We start from the raw sequence: 17,162 nt of genomic DNA on the forward strand, positions 1-17,162 counted from the left end.
TTCGTGCCTGCCTGGGATGTCCACAGGGGTCCCGAAGGTGGTCTTCGCGACAAACGTCCCGCCTCACGGAGGCCCTGGACGGCCTGACCGCATAGGGTTCCGCATATGACTGAGATGGCCAGGGAGGCCGCGGCCGGATTCGACACCACCGGCGGAGTGGGCGGTCAGCCCGTGCTCGACCGGTTGGTCGCGCTGCTGGACTTGGAGAAGATCGAAGAGAACATCTTCCGCGGCGTCTCACCGGCCCATTCGCCGGTGCGCGTGTTCGGCGGACAGGTCGCGGGGCAGGCGCTGGTCGCCGCCGGCCGGACGGTGCCCGAGGAGCGGAAGGTCCACTCGCTGCACGCGTACTTCATCCGCGGCGGCGACCCGAGTGTCCCGATCGTCTACGAGGTCGACCGCATCCGAGACGGCCGCTCGTTCACCACCCGCCGGGTCGTGGGCATCCAGCACGGCAAGGCGATCTTCTCGCTGTCGGCGTCGTTCCAGAAGGACGAGGGCGGCATCGAGCACTCCGAGGCCATGCCGGACGTGCCCGATCCCGAGTCGCTCCCGACGCTGCAGGAGCGCGCCGAGGGCTACTTCATGGGCCACCTCGACCGGCCGCGCCCGATCGACGTGCGCTACGTCAACGATCCGCCGTGGGTGACCCGGAAGTCCGGTGAGCGTCCCGCCAGGAACCAGGTCTGGATGCGGGCCGACGGCAAGCTCCCGGACCATCAGCTGCTGCACGTCTGCGTCCTGACCTACGCCTCCGACATGACGTTGCTGGACTCGGTCCTCGCGCGGCACGGCGTCTACTGGGATCTCGACAAGGTGCTCGGCGCCAGCCTCGACCACGCGCTGTGGTTCCACCGCCCGTTCCGGGCCGACGAGTGGTTCCTCTACGACTCCGCGTCGCCGACCGCCTCGGGTGCCCGGGGTCTGGCCACGGGCCGGTTCTTCGCCGCGGACGGAACGCATATCGCCACCGTCGTGCAGGAGGGCCTTCTCCGGGTGGTGTGAACGGTGACGTTCCGCGTCGGAGGGCGTTTTGTCCACCCTTTAGAGGGAATGGCGAAATGCATTAACATCTGAAGCCAGAGCATTGAGTAATGGTCGCGGGCATAAAGGGAGGGCCGGAACCGATCGGGGGACGGCTCCAGCCCTGCACCGGGGGTGAATCCGGCTTCGACAGGTATCCTTTCGGAGTCCCATCGGTGCAGCTCGCGGCCCCGCGCCCGTGCCTCGACCGTTGCACGATGCTCAACCTACAGCGGCAATCTGCAAATTGCAGGATGAAAATCGGGTGGTGCCGGAAAATCGTCCTGTGACCATCTCACCGAATGTGTCTCGGGCTGGTTAGATGTGTTTCGTGCGAGGTTCGCGAACACCGTTCTCCTCGCCGTGTCGCGATCGGTGTGGCTCGGACAGCCCTGTGGAGGTGCCGTGATGACGAGGGGACAAGGGCCCACCGTGCGCCGCCGGAGACTGGCGAGCGAACTGAGGCGGTTGCGCGAGGCGGCCGACCTCACCATCGACGAGGTGAGCGAGAAGCTCGAATGCTCGGCCTCGAAGGTCAGCCGCATCGAGACGGGGCACGTCGGCGTCACCCCGCGCGACGCGCGCGACATGCTCGAGCTGTACGGCATCGCCGGCGACGAGCAGGAGGCGCTCGTCCAGCTGGCCAGGGAAGCGCGCAAACGCGGCTGGTGGCACGCGTATAACGAAGTGTTCACCGGCACCTTCGTCGGCCTGGAAGCCGACGCGAGTTCCCTCCGCGCGTTCCAGGCGCTGCTCGTGCCGGGCCTGCTGCAGACCGAACGCTACGCCAGGGCCGTGATCAGGGCGATGCGGCCCGACGCCGAGGAAGCCGAAGTCAGGCGCCGGGTGGCGGCGCGGATGGCGCGGCAGGAACTGCTGACGGACCCTTCGCCGCCGGAGTACTGGGCCGTGATGGACGAAGCGGTCCTGCATCGCACGGTCGACGGGGCCGAGGTGATGGCGGAACAGCTGTACCGGATGGTCACGATGGCGGGGAGGGCGAACGTGACCATCCAGATCGTGCCGTTCGGCGCGGGTGCCCATCCCGGGATGGAGGGTCCGTTCCTCATCATGGGCTTCCCCGAACTGGCCGACACCGACGTGGTCTACGTCGACAGCACCTCCAGCGGGCTCTATCTGGAGGAACCCCCGGACGTCCGGCGATACGCGTTGATGTTCGACCATCTCCGTGCCGCCGCGTTGAAACCGGACGACTCGGTCGAGGTGATCGCCGAGGCCGCCGGAAGGTTCGCCGAACAGGCGGCCCTCCCGAATACACCGCAGTATCGAGACCTCGGTGTGCTCGAGGTCCCTGGAAACAAGTAAGGAGCGGGGAGCAATGACGCCCAACGATGATCTTTCCCAGGCCCGGTGGTTCAAGAGCAGCCACAGCGGTGGCGGCAACGACTGCGTCGAGGTCGCCTTCACCGGTTCCGGTGCCGCGCTGAGGGACTCGAAGGACCCCGAAGGAGGAGCCTTCCGCCTTTCGCCGCACGCTTGGCGGGGGCTGCTCCGCGCGGTGCGCCAGAGTGGCCCGGCTCACGACTAGAGACGTTGGACTTCGACCCCTTACGCCCCCGAGCAGGGGATGGGCGGGAGTAAGGGGTCGAATCACGGCCGGGTGTAGGTGATCACCCGATGCCGCGAGGCACCCCTCAGGACGAATCTGGTCACTACCAAACCAGGTAGTGAGTTCCTAAGGGGAAACGTGATGCACAGCAATGACGCGATGCTCGTCGGGGTACTGGCCGAGGTGGCCTACCGGCGGGAAGAGCTGCAGAAGGCGGGCCGCAGTGTCTGGGTCGACCGGGCTCGCCGGGCGACCAAGCGGGTCCGGGCGCACCGCGCTGAAGTCCGGGTGCCCGCCCAGCAGCGCCGCGAAGCCGGGCAGATGCCCGCTCGCAGCGGCGAGATCACCCGGTAAAGGCCGAGTGCGATGAAGCTCTCGGCGAAAACCCAGGCGAAGTTGTCGGTCCGGTAGGCAAGAATGCACCTCGTGCCCCGTCTTGGCTCCGGAATCCCGATCGTCGCCCGCACTCAGGAGATGCGGCAGCTCCGCGCCGCCTTCGCCCGGGCAGAACGGGCCGAGGCCGGCGCGGTGCTGCTCTCCGGTGACGCCGGTGTCGGCAAGACCCGGCTGCTGACCGCGCTCGGTGAATTCGCCGCGTCCACGGGCGCCCTGGTCCTCACCGGGCGCTGTATCGACGTCCACGAGGGTGGCCTTCCTTATCTTCCGTTCGCCGAGGCGCTGGCGCCGCTGGCGACGACTTCCGATCCCGCGGTCACCGCCGCGGTCCGGGCCCGGCCGGCGCTGGGCAGGCTGCTCCCGCAACTGCAGCAGGCGGAAGACTTCCCCGCCATCGAAGACGGTCAGCTCACCGCGAGCGAACGGGTGTCGACGCAACGCCTCCGGCCCGAACAGGACCTCGGCCAGCTCCAGCTGTTCGACGCGGTACTGGGGGTGCTGACCGCCATCGCGCAGCGCCGGCCGGTGGTGATCCTGCTGGAGGATCTGCACTGGGCCGACGGCTCCACCCGCAACCTGCTCTCCTTCTTGCTGACGAGGCTGCGCACCCAGCGGTTGCTGCTGGTGGCGAGCTATCGCGAGGAGGACGTCCACCGGCGGCATCCGTTGCGTGCTCTGCTGTCCGAGGTGGTCAGGCTGGGCGCGGTCGAACGTGTCGAGGTCAAGCCGTTCGGCGCCGAGGACGCGCGCGCCTTCGTCGAGGCGCTCGCCGACGAGCCGATCAGCCAGGACCTGATCGCCGACATCGTCGCCCGGTCCGAGGGCAATCCGTTCTTCGTCGAGGAGCTGCTCGCGTCCGCGAAGGACTGCCGAGAGCTACCCGCCGGACTGGCCGAAGTGCTCCTCGCCAGGGTGGAGCAGCTTTCCCCGGTCACGCGCCGGGTGCTGCGGGTGGTCTCGGTCGCCAAGGACGCGGTGGCGCACGCGGCGCTCGCCGAGATCTCCGGCCTGGACGAACTCGAACTCGACGAGGCACTGCGCGAGGCGGTGCAGCATCACGTGCTGGTGATCGAGAACGGCTTCTACACCTTTCGCCACGCGCTGTTGCAGGAAGCGGTCTACGGCGACTTGTTGCCGGGGGAGCGGGTGCGCATGCACGCGGCCTACGCGGCGCGTATCCGCGACCGGGCCCAGGGCCGGGGCCAGGACGCGCGGCTCGCGCACCACAGCCTGGAGAGCAAGGACTTCGTCACCGCGCTGGCCGCGTTGCTGCGCGCGATGGACGAGGCGGAGAAGCTGGGTGCGCCCGGTTCCGCGCTGCGGCACGTCGAGCAGGCACTGTCCATCTGGGACGCCGTACCCGCGGCCGACCGGCCGCCGGACGTCGACGAACTCCGCCTCCTGCACGAAGCTTCGTATTTCGCGAGCACGTCGGGCGAACCGGAACGGGCGGTCGCCTATTCACGGTCCGCGACCGAGGCCCTCGGCCCGGACACCGGCGGCGAGCGGGCCGCCAAGGTCTGGCGTCGGCACGCGGAGGCGCTGCTTTCGGTCGACGGCACACTGGACGAGGTCGTCGAGGCGATCGACAAGGCCTGGGAGCTGGTCGAACACACCGAGGCGAGTTCCGCCCGGGCCTGGGTACTCGCCACCAGGGCGGGCATTCTGCGCCTGATCGACAGGTACGACGAGGCGCTGAAATGCGCGTTGGCCGCGGTCGCCGACGCGAGGGCCGTCGGCGCGGACGGGGCGGAGGCGGCCGCGCTGGTCTCGCTCGGCACGCTGGCCGACTCCGCGGGCGACGTCGAGGAGGCGCGGGAGCGGCTGCGCCAGGCCGAGCGAAAGGCCAAGGAATCGGGCGCGCTCAACGGTGAACTCCGGGCGCTGCACTTCCTCGGGCTGAGCTACGACGACCGGGCCGAGATCCAGCCCGCGCTGAAGTACTACGCCAAGGGGATCAAGCGGGCCGAGGAGACCGGGCTGACCTGGAGCTCGTTCGGGATCGAGCTGCGGACCAAACACCTCACGCTGCGGTACGTCAGCGGGGACTGGCCGAACGACGACGACGCCGGCCGGGCGGGCCGCGGGGTTTCGAGCGCCGTCGCGGCGCGGTTCCTGAGCATCTGGGCGCAGTTCGTCGTCGCGCGTGGCCGGTTCGAAGACGCCGACAAGGTCCTCGCCGGTTTGCGGCAGCACTGGAACACGGACGTTTCGATCGCGCTGGCCGCGGGTGACGCGGGCATCCAGCTCGCGTCGTGGCGGCAGGACCACGCGGGCGCGGTGCGGCAGGCGCGCGAGCTGATCGACTGGATCGAAGAGGTCGAGCCCGCGCTGCTCGGCGGGATCCGGATCAGCGTGCACGGCCTCGCGGCCGCCGTCGCGCAGGCCGCCGAGGCCCGGGTCCGCGGGGATCTGGCGACGGTCGAGGCCGCCGTGAGATCGGGCGAGGAGATGCTCGCTTACGGCCGCCACTGCGCCGAGCACGGCGTCCCGCGTTCGGTGTCGCTGGGCCCGGAGGCGCTGGCGTGGCTCGCCCGGCTGGACGCGCTCGGCAGCTGTCTGCACGGCGTGGGTGATCCGGCGTCGTGGGCGAAGGCGGTCGACGCGTTCGGGTACGGCGCGGTGTACGAGCAGGCCATGTGCCGTCTTCAGCACGCGAAGGCGCTGCTGGCTTCCGACGGCGACACCTCGCTGGCCGCGGCGGAGCTGTTGGCCGTGCACGCGGTGGCCGACAAGTTGAGTGCCTGCCCGCTGCGCGAAGCCGTCCGGGAGCTGAGTCACCGGGCACGTGTCGGGCTACCCGGGGAGCCCGCGGCTCCGCGCCGTGACGTCGTCGACCCGCTCACCGACCGCGAACGGGACGTGCTGGAACGCGTCGCGCTCGGCCGGACCAACCGCCAGGTCGGCGAGGAGCTGTACATCAGCGAGAAGACGGTGAGCGTCCACCTTTCCCGCGTGATGGCGAAGCTCGGCGCGAGCCGCCGGGCGGAGGCCGTCGCGATCGCCTACGACCGACGCCTGCTGAAACGCGTTTAGTCCTCTGAATGCGATCCTTGCGTGTGCAAGTACCGCATCCAGAGGACTAAACGCGTAGGGGGAGGGGGAGGAGGCAGGGCGGTCAGCGGCGCGGAAGGCGGCGGAGGACCTTCAGGCTCGTGCTCAGGGCCCGCGCCCACAGCTTCGGCGGGATGCCGCGACCGGGCCGCAGCGGCATCCCGCGCTGCAGCGCGATCGCCTGGGCCTCGGTGTACTTCAGCAGCCCTTCGGCACCATTACGCCGTCCGACCCCGGAGTCCTTCATCCCGCCCATCGGCAGCCCCACGGTCCCGAAGGTCGCCGCGAAGCCTTCGTTGACGTTGACGGTCCCGGCCTTCAGCCGCGCCGCGACCTCCCAGCCCGCGCGGCCGTTGCGCGACCACACACTCGCGTTCAGCCCGAACCGCGTGTCGTTGGCGCGCTCGATCGCCTCGGTGACGTCGGTGTAGCCGTAGATCGACACGACCGGCCCGAAGGTCTCCTCGGCGAACAGCTTGACGTCCTCGGTGACGTCGGTGAGGACGGTCGGCTCGTAGAACAGCGGGCCGAGTTCGGGCCGGGCCTTACCGCCGGTGAGCACCCTCGCGCCCTTGGACCGGGCGTCTTCGACATGCGCCGACACGGTCGCCAGCTGGTCTTCCGAGGTCAGCGAGCCCATCTGCGCCTGGTAGTCGAGGGCACCCCCGAGCCGTAGCGCGGCGGTCTTGGCGACGAAGGCCCGCGTGAACTCCTCGCGGATGGATTCGTGGACGTAGATCCGTTCGACGGAAACGCACAGCTGGCCCGCGGAGGAGAAGCACGCGGTCACCGCGCCCGCGGCGGTTTTGGCGATGTCCGCGTCGGGCAGCACGATCATCGGGTTCTTGCCGCCGAGTTCCAGCGAGTAGCTCGTCAACCGCTCCGCCACCTTCGCGGCGAGCCCCTTGCCCGTCGGCGTGGAGCCGGTGAAGCACAGATAGTCCGATTCCTCGACCAGCGCGTCACCGATGCGCGAACCGCGGCCGAGCACGATCTGCCAGACGCCGGCGGGCAGCCCCGCCTCCTCGGCGAGCTCCTGCAGCCACAGCGCCGAAAGCGCGGTCTGGTTGTCCGGCTTCTGCACGACGGCGTTGCCCGCCGCGAGCGCGGGCAGGACGTCCATCGCGGTGAGCGCGAGCGGGTAGTTCCACGGCGAGATGATCCCGACGACGCCCTTTGGGTGCCGGATCTCGCCGACCTTCGTCAGTACCGGGATCAGCCCGGCGGGGCGGCGCGGGGAAAGGATCTTCGCACTGTGCTTGCCGTAGTAGGCGGCCACGAGCGCGGTGGCGCTGACTTCGTCGAAGGCGTCCATCCGTGCCTTGCCCGCCTCGATCTGCACGAGGTCGAGCGCCTCTTCCTGGCGCTGCAACACGAGATCGTGCAGGCGGATCAGGATGTGCTGGCGGTCCTCGACCGCACGCTCGGCCCACGAGCGCTGCGCCTCCCGCGCCTGGTCGAAGACGGCGCGGACGTCGGCGTCGGTGGCCTGGGGGAGCGTGGTGATCGGTTGTCCGGTGAACGGCGCGCACATCTGGACCGGTGCGGAGTCCTTGCCGCCCACGACCCGCCGCACGAGCCGGTCCGCCCTCGCCGAGGCCGGGGCCCCGGGGACGCCGCCGATGGTGGCCGGCCCCTCGGTGTGGTGGCTCGCGCTCGCCGGTGTCGTGCTCGTCATGCCGTCTCCGTTCCATGCGGCGTGGAGCCGGGAGGCGCCACGCAGAGCCCAGGTGTTACCGACGAGTACAGCATACCGCCGGTATGGAGACTGTCCAGCGCTGATATGAATAAGTTTCACATATTGCCGGATTGGGGCGGATTGTCGGGGGACGGGCGCAGGATGTCCTGCTGCTGCAACGCCGACCCCGCAGGCGGTGTCGGGGGTGACGGCGGCTCATAGGCCTGAAGCGGCGGTTGCTGCGGATACTGCTGCTGAGGGACGCTGGGCGGGTAAGGGGCGTAGGCGACCGGGTAGGGGTTCTGAGAGGGCGGCGCGGGCTCACGGCGATTGGCCACGATCGCCAGGACGAGGGTGAGCAACGCCACGAGGCCGCCCGCGAGCAGGATCCAGAATCCGCCCCCGGTGCCGTAGCGCGAGACGAACCGGCCGGTGTCCTGGCCGAAACTCAGGCTCGCCGAGATGTCCATGCCGAGCATCCAGACCCCGACCGCGGTTCCGGCGCCGCCGACGATCAGCAGTGTCCTCGACGTCGTCGCCGCGGGCGAACCCGAATTCCGCCGGTACGAGGCGAAGCCCACCGCGGCCCCGGCGAACAGCGTCAGCGCCGCGGCGGACAGCGGGATGCCGTACCGGGCGACATGGGTCTTGTCGTAGAACTCCTTCTCCTCCGCCGAGGGTTCGATGTCGAAGGACCGCGCCCACCCCGTCTCGGCGAATTTCGACACCGTCTTGCCTTCGGAAATCTGCTCATAGGTCGACTGCGGCAGAAAGGTGGCGACCAGGACCAGCAGTCCGGCGAAGACGCCCATCATCGCCGCGAACAACCGGGGGAGCCGCGCATCGGACGGCGGACTTGGTGCGGCCACGGGAGGTTGGACGGGCTGCATTGCGCCGAACGGGCCAGTCGGGTGGTACGGCTGCTGCTGCGGCGCGCTCATGATCGGCTCCTCCGCCGGTTCTGTTGTCCAGCAAGGAATTCCACCACGAATCGGCCGACGAGATAAGTGTCACCTGTGCTCTGGTCAAGAGCATCCGCGCGTGCTAGCGGCCTCAGGTCGAGGCGTCCTCGTACAACATCACCGCGACGCGCTTCCATTCGTCGAGCAATTGCCGCCGCCGCTTCGGATCACCGCCGAGTTCGGCGTCCAGCGCCAGCCCCCGCGTGAGGTTCACGGTCAGCCAGAACAGGATCTCGGCGCGTTCCTTCGGCAGCTCCCCGGCGATCGAGGTGACGTGCTCCAGGGTTGAGCGGCCCAGGGCCCGGTCGACCGGGCGGATCGCCTCCCGGAGTTCGGGATCGGTCCGCGCCGCGACCCACAGTTCCGTGGCGGCCGTGGACAGCGTGCCCGAGTAGCCCTCCCACAGCAGGTCGATCGCCGCCGCGACCCCCGAGGCGCCACCGGGAAGCGTGGAAATCGACTCGGCGAGGCGGCCGCGCAGCTTTCCGGTCAGATGCTCGACGGCGGCCGCCATCAGCTCGGCCTTCGCGGAGAAGTGGTGCTGCACGGCACCCTTCGAGACCCCGGCGCGGGCGCAGATCTCCTGCACCGAAGTGCGCGCGTATCCGAGGTCGACCAGGCAGTCGATGGTCGCGTCGAGCAAGGCGGTGCGGGTCTGCTCGCGCCGCTCGGCCTGTGTCCGGTGGGTTCTGCCCAGTACGGCCATCGGCCTGCGCCCCCTCTTTACGTGCAGCTCGGTACGGATGTACATTCCGCTTGGAACTTACATCCTAAGCGTCATGTTTTCCAGGTCCGATCAGGAGGCGTTGGCCGTGCCCTTGCAGATCCAGAAGAGTTCGTGGAGCACGACGGAGCTCGAAGACCTCCGGGACCTCGCCCGGACCTTCTGCCAGAAGGAACTCGTGCCGAACCAGGAGCGCTGGGCGGCCGAGAAGAAGGTCGACCGAGAGCTCTGGACGAAGGCGGGCGAGGTCGGCCTGCTGGCCCTGTCCATCCCGGAGGAGTACGGCGGTGGCGGCGGCACGTTCGCCCACGAGGCCGTGCTCTACGAAGAGCAGGCCCGATCCGGCGACAGCGCCTGGGGCGTCACCGTCCACAATGGAATCGTCGCGCACTACATCCTGGAGTACGCCGGCGAAGAGCAGAAGAAGGCGTGGCTGCCGAAGTTCGCCTCCGGCGAGATGGTCGGCGCGGTCGCGATGACCGAACCCGGCACGGGTTCGGATCTGCAGAACATCAAGACCCGCGCGGTACGCGACGGCGACCACTACGTGATCAACGGCGCGAAGACGTTCATCACCAACGGTTTCCACGCCGACCTCGTCGTCGTCGCGGTGAAGACCGACCCGGACGCGGGCGCGCAGGGGGTCTCGCTGATCGCCGTCGAGACCGACACCCCCGGCTTCAGTCGCGGTCGCGTCCTCGACAAGATCGGCCTCAAGGGCCAGGACACCGCCGAGCTGAACTTCGACGACGTCCGGGTGCCCGCCGCCAACCTCCTCGGTGAGCAGGAAGGCCTCGGCTTCATCCAGCTGATGCAGCAGCTGCCACAGGAACGGCTGATCATCGCCGTCACCGCGGTCGCCGGGATGGAGGCCGCGATCGACCAGACCATCGCCTACACCAAGGACCGGCAGGCCTTCGGCCGTCCGATCTACAACTTCCAGAACACGAAGTTCAAACTCGCCGAGGCCGCGACCGAGGCCGCGGTCTCCCGCGCGTTCCTCGACCAGTGCATCGAACGGCACCTGCGCAAGGAACTCGACGTGCAGGGCGCGGCGATGGCGAAGCTGTGGACCACCGAACGGGTCAACAAGGTCGTCGACGACTGCCTGCAGCTCTTCGGCGGCTACGGCTACATGACCGAGTACCCGATCGCGCGCGCGTGGGCCGACATCCGGATTTCCCGGATCTTCGGTGGCACCAGCGAGATCATGAAGGAAATCATCTCCCGCACGCTCTGAGCGATCCGCTGGCGTAGGAAGGAAAGACGTGGCGAAGAAGGCCGGCCCGCTGAGCGGGCTCAAGGTCGTCGAACTGGCCGGGCTCGCCCCGGCGCCGTTCGCCTGCACGATCCTCGCCGATCTCGGCGCGGACGTCATCCGGGTCGACCGGGCGACACCGGGCAACGACGTGATCGGCTTCCCGAACGATCCGCTCGCCAGGGGCAGGCGGTCGATCGGGATCAACACCAAGACCCCCGAAGGGGTCGAACTGGTGTTGAAACTCGCCGACGAGGCGGACGTGCTCATCGAGGGCTTCCGCCCCGGGGTGGCCGAGCGGATGGGCATCGGGCCGGAGCAGGTCCACGCCCGCAATCCACGGCTGGTCTACGGCCGGATGACCGGCTACGGCCAGGACGGTCCGCTGGCGACCGTCGCCGGGCACGACATCAACTACATCGGCATCTCCGGCGCGCTCGAACCCATCGGGCACGCGGGACAGCGGCCGGTGGTGCCGCTCAACCTCGTCGGTGACTTCGGCGGCGGTGGCCTCCTGCTGGCGATGGGCGTGCTGGCGGCGCTGTTCGAACGCCAGTCGTCCGGCAAGGGTCAGGTGGTCGACGCGTCCATGGTGGACGGTGCCGCGCTGCTGACCACCAGCCTGCACGGGCTGCTGAACTCCGGGCTCTGGCCGGGCGGACGCGGCGAGAACATGCTCGACGGCGGCGCGCCGTTCTACGACACCTACGAGACCGCCGACGGCAAGTACGTCGCCATCGGCGCGATCGAGATGCGGTTCTGGGGCGACCTCGTGAAGGTCCTCGGACTCGATCCCGAGGAGACCCCGGTCCACGTCGACAAGAACGAGTGGCCGAAGCTGCGCAAGATCGTCGCCGAAGCCGTCGCGAAGCACACCCGTGACGAACTGGTCGCGAAGGCCGAAGGCACCGACGCGTGCCTGACGCCGGTGCTCGCGCCGGGGGAGGCGCCGTCGCATCCGCACAACGTCGCGCGTGGGACGTTCGTCGACATCGGCGGAGTGGTGCAGCCCGCGCCCGCGCCGAGGTTCGACCGCACGCCGGCGGAAACGCCGGAACCGCCGCGGCCCAAGGGCGCGGACACCGCCGACGTCCTCGCCGAACTCGGGGTCGACGCCGAGGGTGTCGAACGGCTCAAGGCCGCGGGCACGATCGTCTAGCGAGTTTCCGGGGCGGGGTCCAGGTCGGACCGCAGCATCGAATAGAGGACGTGGTCGCGCCAGGCCCCGTCCCGGAACGCGTAGCCGCGCAGCACGCCTTCGCGGGTGAAGCCCGCCTTCGTCAGGGAGCGCTGCTCGGCGACGTTGCCCGCTTCCGTCGACGCCTCGACGCGGTTCATCTGCGTATGCGCGAAGAGGTAGCGGACCAGCAACCGCTGCGCCTTGGTCCCGTAGCCGTGGCCGCGTGCCTCGGGGATCAGCACGAGGCCGGCGTTCCAGCAGTACGACGTCGACCCGGACCTGGTCTTGTGCCAGGAGACGAAACCGAGCCGCTGGCCGTCGAGGTCGATCATCAGCATCCCGTTGTCCGCGGCGAGCATGCCGGTCTCGGTCCAGCGGCGGCGCAGGAAATGCGGGTCGTGCCAGCCGTGCCATTCGAACTCGCCCGCGGCCCGCGGATCGTTCGTCAGTGCTTCGAGCATCGGCAGGTCTTCTTCGGACACCGGTCTGAGCGCGACTCCGGTTTCTGTCATCCGACAGACATTAGGACCTCGGGCCGTCGAAACTGCCGTGACGCCCCGCGCCCCCGCTGAATCGACTCGCGCCTTCGACGGCTTCTTCGGCGAGCCCGCCGCCGATCAGCGCGTTCGAGAACTCGGTCCGCAGCGCCTCTTCTTCGGTGAGTCCGTACTGGCCATACGCGGACTTGCGGTCCGCGCGCAGACAAGCCTGCGGGAACGCCGCCAGTTCGCGCGCGAGGGCCTGTGCGGCGCTCACCGCCTCGCCGTCGGGTACGACGCGGTTCGCCAGCCCGATCGCGAGTGCTTCGTCGGCGTCGACCGGACGGCCGGTGAGGATCAGGTCCATCGCCCGCGAATGCCCGATCAGCCGGGGGAGGCGCACCGTGCCGCCGTCGATCAGCGGGACACCCCAGCGGCGGCAGAACACGCCGAAGACGGCCGTGCTGTCCGCGACCCGCAGATCGCACCACAACGCCAGTTCCAGGCCGCCCGCGACGGCGTGCCCGCGGACCGCGGCGATCACCGGCTTCGACAGGGCCAGCCGCGTCGGCCCCATCGGCCCGTCACCCGCCGGGGTGAGCGAGTTGGTGCGGTCGGTGCCGACGGCCTTCAGATCGGCTCCGGCGCAGAAGGCGTCACCCGAACCGGTGAGGACGGCGACCGCGGCCGCCTCGTCGCGGTCGAAGGCCCGGAACGCGTCCGCCAGCGCGGCGGCGGTCGGGCCGTCCACCGCGTTGCGGGTCTCCGGCCGGTGCAGGGTGATCGTCGTCACCGGACCCTCCCGGTGGACGAGAACGTTTTCGCTCATCTTCGCTCCCTCGGGCGGGTCAGGGTGGGCAACGGGGCCCCGATCTCCTTAAGGTGGTGACAAAGTCCGCAGTGCGCGCGGAGTCAGCGTCTCCGACACTACGGTGTGATGGGATGGAGCCATGTCGCCCGGCTTGAAGAAATTCGTTGTGATCGCCGTCGTCGCGCTCGTGCTCTTCTTTCTGATCAGCAGGCCGACCCAATCCGCCGACGCCGTCCACACCGCGCTCGGCTGGCTCCGGTCCGGTGCCGAAGCCATCGTGACCTTCGTGCGGAGCCTCTTCTCCTGACCCGTCGTGCCGAGCACCGGTGTCCCTGGTGACGCCGGTGATCACCGTGCGCGGCCACCTGCGGATATCACGCACTGTCACCGACCTCGGATTTCGGTCGGGCGACTCGACCATCCGGGTGGATTGACCCCGAAAACCCGCAGGTCGACGAATTCGTGCCCAGGAAGCTCTGGCGGAAGAGACCTCCGCGCCCCTACGGTGCTCACATTGCGTGATCGGTTGGTCTTCCAGGCGCCGGAGCCGGCCTCCTGGGCGAGAGTTTCCGCAGGTGCGAGCCTCAGGGCGAAAGCGGACATTCAGCCGGGCAAGTAAGTCAGGACTTGTCAGTCGGGGAATCATGAGGAGGCAGGGATGACCGGAGATCCCGGAGTCGACGCGTTGATCCGGCAGTGGGCCGCCGAGCGCGAGCAGACCCCCGAGGAGCAGGAGGTCGACCGCATCGCGTCCGCGTGGCTCGCCGACGCGCCCCGTCAGGCGCCCGGGATCCCCGGCCAGCGTCAGCAGTCCGGTCAGGCGCGCTGGGCGCCGGTCGAGGCCGCCGACCCCGGCTATCTCGACGCCATGCGCAGCCGTCTTCCCGATGTCCCGCAGGATCTGCTCGTCGCCGCCGCGGGCTGGTGGCAGATGGTCGGCGGGGTCGCCGAGGCCGAAGCCTGGTGGGACGCCGGCATCAGCCCACTCGACCAGCGCGCGCTCGACTACCGCGCGGCCGGGCTCGCCCCGTCCGACCTGAGCCGTCGTCTCGGCCCGATGACCGTTTTGCAGCACCTTCGCCGCGGCAGCGCCCCGGCCTGGTGCGTGGCGCGGCTGGCGAGGCAACAGAAGTCCGCCTGATGAGAACTTCTCGCACACGCGGGTGAACCGGCGTGGCAGAGGCGATCACGGCAACCGCGTAACGCTAACCTGCGCGGGCTCGTTGTTCGAGCATCGGTCGTGATCGCCGCCCACGCTGGAGGACTCGCTTCGTGCGCACCACCCCGGAAAACGACGAGTTCGTCGCCGACCCGGCCAAGCCCGTTTCGTCACGTCGCGGGGCAGGCGCCGCCGTTCTCGTCAGGCTGGTGGTCGTGCTGGCCGTACTCGGCCTCGCCGGGGGCGGTGTCTGGCTGGTGACCAAGGCGTCCGCCCCGGTCGCGAGCCCGACGACGATGGAGATCCCCGCCTTGCAGGTCAAGGCGGCGGACGTGAAACCGGGAACGGTCGTCCCGGTCAACGCCGCGCCCGCCGGTGGCGCGGCCCAGCAGACCTCGCCGCAGCAGGTACAGCCGAAAACGGGCAAGGACCCGCTGGCCGCCTGGACCGAACGGGCGGCGCAGGCCACCGGCATCCCGGCCAGGGCACTGCTCGCCTACGGCTCCGCCGAGCTGGCGATGCGCCAGCTGCAGCCGAACTGCAAGATCTCGTGGGCGACACTCGCCGGCATCGGCCGGATCGAGTCGAACCACGGCCAGTACGGCGGCGCGATCCTCGGCCAGGACGGCCGCCCGTCGAAACCGATCATCGGGGTCCCGCTCGACGGCTCACCCGGTGTCAAGGCGATCGGGGACACCGACGGCGGGCAGTTCGACGGCGACACGGCTGTCGACCGCGCCGTCGGCCCGATGCAGTTCATCCCCAGCACCTGGCGCCGCTACGCCGCCGACGGCAACCGCGACGGCGTCGGCGACCCGCAGCAGATCGACGACGCGTCGCTCGCGGCGGCCCGCTATCTGTGCGTGAACAACCGCGACATGTCGGCCGCCTCGGGGTGGTGGCAAGGCATTCTGTCGTACAACAACTCGACGGAGTACGCGCAGAAGGTCTTCGGACTGGCGGACGATTACGCGAAGGCCGTGCAGTCCCGCTCGTGAGTGGTAATGACGGTTAGAACCGTCATTACCACTCACGAGACGCGACTCACCGCTCGGAGCCTGCCAGAGGTCGTGACCGACCTCCGTCGTCGATCCCGGCATCCGCTGCACCGTCACCCTGACGCAAGTCAGGCGCAGGGAGAGCGTAGGGATAGAGGACTTGACGGACTCCGAGCGGCAAGAGTGCCGGAGCCGGGACCAAGGTCCCGTGCCCCGGTCGGCGCAGTTTCGCACCGCCGCCAGTGCTAGCGTCGATGCGTGCCCGCACCGTCTGTCACCCTGCGCCGTCTCGGCATCGCCGGCGTCTGCCTGGTGAGCCTGGCGCTGTGCTGCGGGCTCGCCTGGTGGCAGTGGGAGCGGTTCTCCTCGGCGAGCGGGACCTTCCAGAATTTGGGTTACGTCCTGCAATGGCCGCTGTTCGGGCTGTTCCCCGCGTTCATGTTCTGGCGGATCCGCAAGCTCCGCCGCCAGGCCGCGGAGGCCGACACCTCGGAGCAGGTGGCCGAGACCGCCGTTCCCGAAGTGCCCGCGCCCCGGCGGAGGCGCGCCCCGGCGCCCCGCCCGTCCGCCCCCGAAGATGACGAGCTCGCCGCTTACAACAGGTACTTGCGCGAACTCAACGCCCGCGACGAGTAGTTCCCCAGAGAGGTTCGAGACCCTATGACCACCCGAACTGACGACGCCGTCCCGGCCCGCTCGGTCTCGCTGGGCGGGCCGCTGATCCGATTCCGCGTCGCCGCGTACGCCACCGGTGTCGCCCTGCTCGGGCTGGTCGTCGAGATGCTGCTGCAGTACGCCTTCCGCGTGGAACTTCCCCAGTTCGTGAAGCTGATCCCCATGGTCCATGGCGGGCTTTACCTGATCTACCTGCTGCTCGCGGTCGACCTCGCGATCAAGGCCCGCTGGTCGATGAAGGGCACCCTCCTGGTGCTGATCGCCGGCTGCATCCCGTTCTTCTCGTTCGTGATGGAGCGCAAGGTCACGCACAAGGTCGACGCGGGTCAGAAGCTCTAAGCCCGGCGCCGGAAGGTCACCGCCACCAGCAACGACACCGCCGTCACCACGGCCGCGGCGGTGAAGGCGGCGGTCATCCCGCCGACCGTGGTCTCCGCCGGGCTTCCGGACGGCGTCCGCGTCACCGCGCCGAACACGGTGATCAGGATCGCGAGCCCCAGCGTCGCCCCGGCCTGCTGCAACGTCTGCAAAAGCGCCACCGGCCGCACCCGCGTCCTCTGGCGGCACCGTCGCAACTGGATTCGGGGAATGTCTCCGTTTTCGTCGCCCGAGGAGGTGCAGATGGTCACGGCCGATCCGGCCCGGCCCATGCGCGCGGACGCGCGGCGCAACTACGAGCGCATCGTGGCCGTGGCGAAGAAGGCGTTCACCGACGAGGGAGTGGACGTGCCCGCCGACGACATCGCCAAACGCGCCGGGGTCGGCGCGGGCACGCTGTACCGGCACTTCCCGACCCGCGACAAACTGATCGAGGCCGTCTACCGCGACGAGATCGACGGGATGGCCCAGCAGGCGTTCGACCTGCTCGACCGGCTGACACCGGGCGAAGCGCTCGAAGCGTGGTTGGCCACGCACGTCGCCTACGTGGTCGAGAAGCACGGTCTCGCGATGACTTTGAAGGCGTCCGTCGATGCCGGATCCGAGGTCTTCGCCTGGTGCCAGTCACGGCTGCGGTCGGCGTCCGACGCGATCGTGAAGGCGGCTCAGGACGCGGGCGTCCTCCGGGAGGACGTCACCGGGATCGACATCCTGCGGCTGGGCCACGGGGTGGGTTCGGCGGCGAGCAAGGCGTCCCCGGAGGACGCGAAACGGCTGCTCGCGATCGTGCTGGACGGCCTCCGGACGCCATGAAAGG

Annotated in this window: 19 protein-coding genes; 13 read left to right on the forward strand and 6 right to left on the reverse strand. The window is 69.4% G+C overall.

Going from position 1 to position 17,162, the window contains the following annotated elements; all coding sequences use genetic code 11:
- Positions 1 to 105 precede the first annotated feature (105 nt).
- From tesB to ACZ54P_RS22760, 5 genes are all read left to right on the forward strand, one after another.
- Positions 106 to 1,005, forward strand: coding sequence for an acyl-CoA thioesterase II (tesB, locus tag ACZ54P_RS22740; protein ID WP_465463559.1), 900 nt, complete (start codon positions 106 to 108; stop codon positions 1,003 to 1,005).
- Between the two features lie 426 nt (positions 1,006 to 1,431).
- Positions 1,432 to 2,349, forward strand: a complete 918-nt coding sequence (locus tag ACZ54P_RS22745) for a helix-turn-helix domain-containing protein (RefSeq protein WP_465463560.1) — start codon at positions 1,432 to 1,434, stop codon at positions 2,347 to 2,349.
- A 13-nt stretch (positions 2,350 to 2,362) separates the two neighbouring features.
- On the forward strand, positions 2,363 to 2,572 hold the full coding sequence (locus ACZ54P_RS22750; RefSeq protein ID WP_465463561.1) for a DUF397 domain-containing protein: 210 nt from the start codon (positions 2,363 to 2,365) through the stop codon (positions 2,570 to 2,572).
- A 162-nt stretch (positions 2,573 to 2,734) separates the two neighbouring features.
- The gene (locus ACZ54P_RS22755) at positions 2,735 to 2,947 is read left to right on the forward strand and encodes a hypothetical protein (RefSeq protein ID WP_465463562.1); all 213 of its coding nucleotides are present in this window, start codon (positions 2,735 to 2,737) and stop codon (positions 2,945 to 2,947) included.
- Positions 2,948 to 3,010: 63 nt separating this feature from the next.
- Complete coding sequence (locus tag ACZ54P_RS22760; RefSeq protein ID WP_465463563.1) at positions 3,011 to 6,025, forward strand: helix-turn-helix transcriptional regulator; 3,015 nt, start codon at positions 3,011 to 3,013, stop codon at positions 6,023 to 6,025.
- A gap of 82 nt (positions 6,026 to 6,107) precedes the next feature.
- Here the strand turns inward: ACZ54P_RS22760 and ACZ54P_RS22765 are convergent, their stop codons facing one another.
- The 3 genes from ACZ54P_RS22765 to ACZ54P_RS22775 form a co-directional block, all read right to left on the reverse strand.
- Complete coding sequence (locus ACZ54P_RS22765) at positions 6,108 to 7,721, reverse strand: succinic semialdehyde dehydrogenase (RefSeq protein WP_465463564.1); 1,614 nt, start codon at positions 7,719 to 7,721, stop codon at positions 6,108 to 6,110.
- A 116-nt stretch (positions 7,722 to 7,837) separates the two neighbouring features.
- On the reverse strand, positions 7,838 to 8,662 hold the full coding sequence (locus tag ACZ54P_RS22770) for a hypothetical protein (RefSeq protein ID WP_465463565.1): 825 nt from the start codon (positions 8,660 to 8,662) through the stop codon (positions 7,838 to 7,840).
- Between the two features lie 112 nt (positions 8,663 to 8,774).
- Positions 8,775 to 9,389, reverse strand: a complete 615-nt coding sequence (locus ACZ54P_RS22775) for a TetR/AcrR family transcriptional regulator (RefSeq protein ID WP_465463566.1) — start codon at positions 9,387 to 9,389, stop codon at positions 8,775 to 8,777.
- Between the two features lie 106 nt (positions 9,390 to 9,495).
- On the opposite strand from ACZ54P_RS22775, the gene ACZ54P_RS22780 reads away from it, so the two are divergent.
- Positions 9,496 to 10,647 carry an acyl-CoA dehydrogenase family protein gene (locus ACZ54P_RS22780; protein ID WP_465463649.1) on the forward strand — a complete coding sequence of 384 codons (1,152 nt, stop codon included), beginning with the start codon at positions 9,496 to 9,498 and terminating at the stop codon, positions 10,645 to 10,647.
- Positions 10,648 to 10,675: 28 nt separating this feature from the next.
- A complete protein-coding gene (locus ACZ54P_RS22785) occupies positions 10,676 to 11,824 on the forward strand; it encodes a CaiB/BaiF CoA transferase family protein (protein WP_465463567.1) in 1,149 nt (382 codons plus the stop codon).
- On the opposite strand, the gene ACZ54P_RS22790 is transcribed toward ACZ54P_RS22785, so the two are convergent.
- Positions 11,821 to 12,357: a GNAT family N-acetyltransferase gene (locus tag ACZ54P_RS22790; protein ID WP_465463568.1), complete on the reverse strand. Its 537-nt coding sequence runs from the start codon at positions 12,355 to 12,357 to the stop codon at positions 11,821 to 11,823. The two genes, ACZ54P_RS22785 and ACZ54P_RS22790, sit on opposite strands and share 4 nt — an antisense overlap.
- A gap of 10 nt (positions 12,358 to 12,367) precedes the next feature.
- Complete coding sequence (locus ACZ54P_RS22795; protein ID WP_465463569.1) at positions 12,368 to 13,153, reverse strand: crotonase/enoyl-CoA hydratase family protein; 786 nt, start codon at positions 13,151 to 13,153, stop codon at positions 12,368 to 12,370.
- Positions 13,154 to 13,286: 133 nt separating this feature from the next.
- Here ACZ54P_RS22795 and ACZ54P_RS22800 point away from each other — a divergent pair, with 133 nt between their 5' ends.
- The 5 genes from ACZ54P_RS22800 to ACZ54P_RS22820 all read left to right on the forward strand — a co-directional run bounded on the left by ACZ54P_RS22800 (position 13,287) and on the right by ACZ54P_RS22820 (position 16,306).
- Entirely contained in the window at positions 13,287 to 13,442 is a 156-nt protein-coding gene (locus ACZ54P_RS22800; protein ID WP_162182762.1) for a hypothetical protein, read from the forward strand.
- Positions 13,443 to 13,793: 351 nt separating this feature from the next.
- Positions 13,794 to 14,276, forward strand: coding sequence for a helix-turn-helix transcriptional regulator (locus ACZ54P_RS22805; RefSeq protein WP_465463570.1), 483 nt, complete (start codon positions 13,794 to 13,796; stop codon positions 14,274 to 14,276).
- Between the two features lie 131 nt (positions 14,277 to 14,407).
- Positions 14,408 to 15,292, forward strand: a complete 885-nt coding sequence (locus ACZ54P_RS22810; protein WP_465463571.1) for a lytic transglycosylase domain-containing protein — start codon at positions 14,408 to 14,410, stop codon at positions 15,290 to 15,292.
- 258 nt (positions 15,293 to 15,550) lie between these two features.
- On the forward strand, positions 15,551 to 15,928 hold the full coding sequence (locus ACZ54P_RS22815) for a hypothetical protein (RefSeq protein WP_465463572.1): 378 nt from the start codon (positions 15,551 to 15,553) through the stop codon (positions 15,926 to 15,928).
- A 24-nt stretch (positions 15,929 to 15,952) separates the two neighbouring features.
- Entirely contained in the window at positions 15,953 to 16,306 is a 354-nt protein-coding gene (locus tag ACZ54P_RS22820) for a DUF3817 domain-containing protein (RefSeq protein WP_465463573.1), read from the forward strand.
- Here ACZ54P_RS22820 and ACZ54P_RS22825 read toward each other — a convergent pair.
- Complete coding sequence (locus ACZ54P_RS22825; RefSeq protein WP_465463574.1) at positions 16,303 to 16,506, reverse strand: hypothetical protein; 204 nt, start codon at positions 16,504 to 16,506, stop codon at positions 16,303 to 16,305. The genes ACZ54P_RS22820 and ACZ54P_RS22825 overlap by 4 nt on opposite strands.
- A gap of 82 nt (positions 16,507 to 16,588) precedes the next feature.
- On the opposite strand from ACZ54P_RS22825, the gene ACZ54P_RS22830 reads away from it, so the two are divergent.
- A complete protein-coding gene (locus ACZ54P_RS22830) occupies positions 16,589 to 17,158 on the forward strand; it encodes a TetR/AcrR family transcriptional regulator (protein WP_465463575.1) in 570 nt (189 codons plus the stop codon).
- The last annotated feature ends 4 nt before the right edge of the window (positions 17,159 to 17,162 follow it).

The organism is Amycolatopsis sp. NPDC034160, assembly GCF_055575355.1.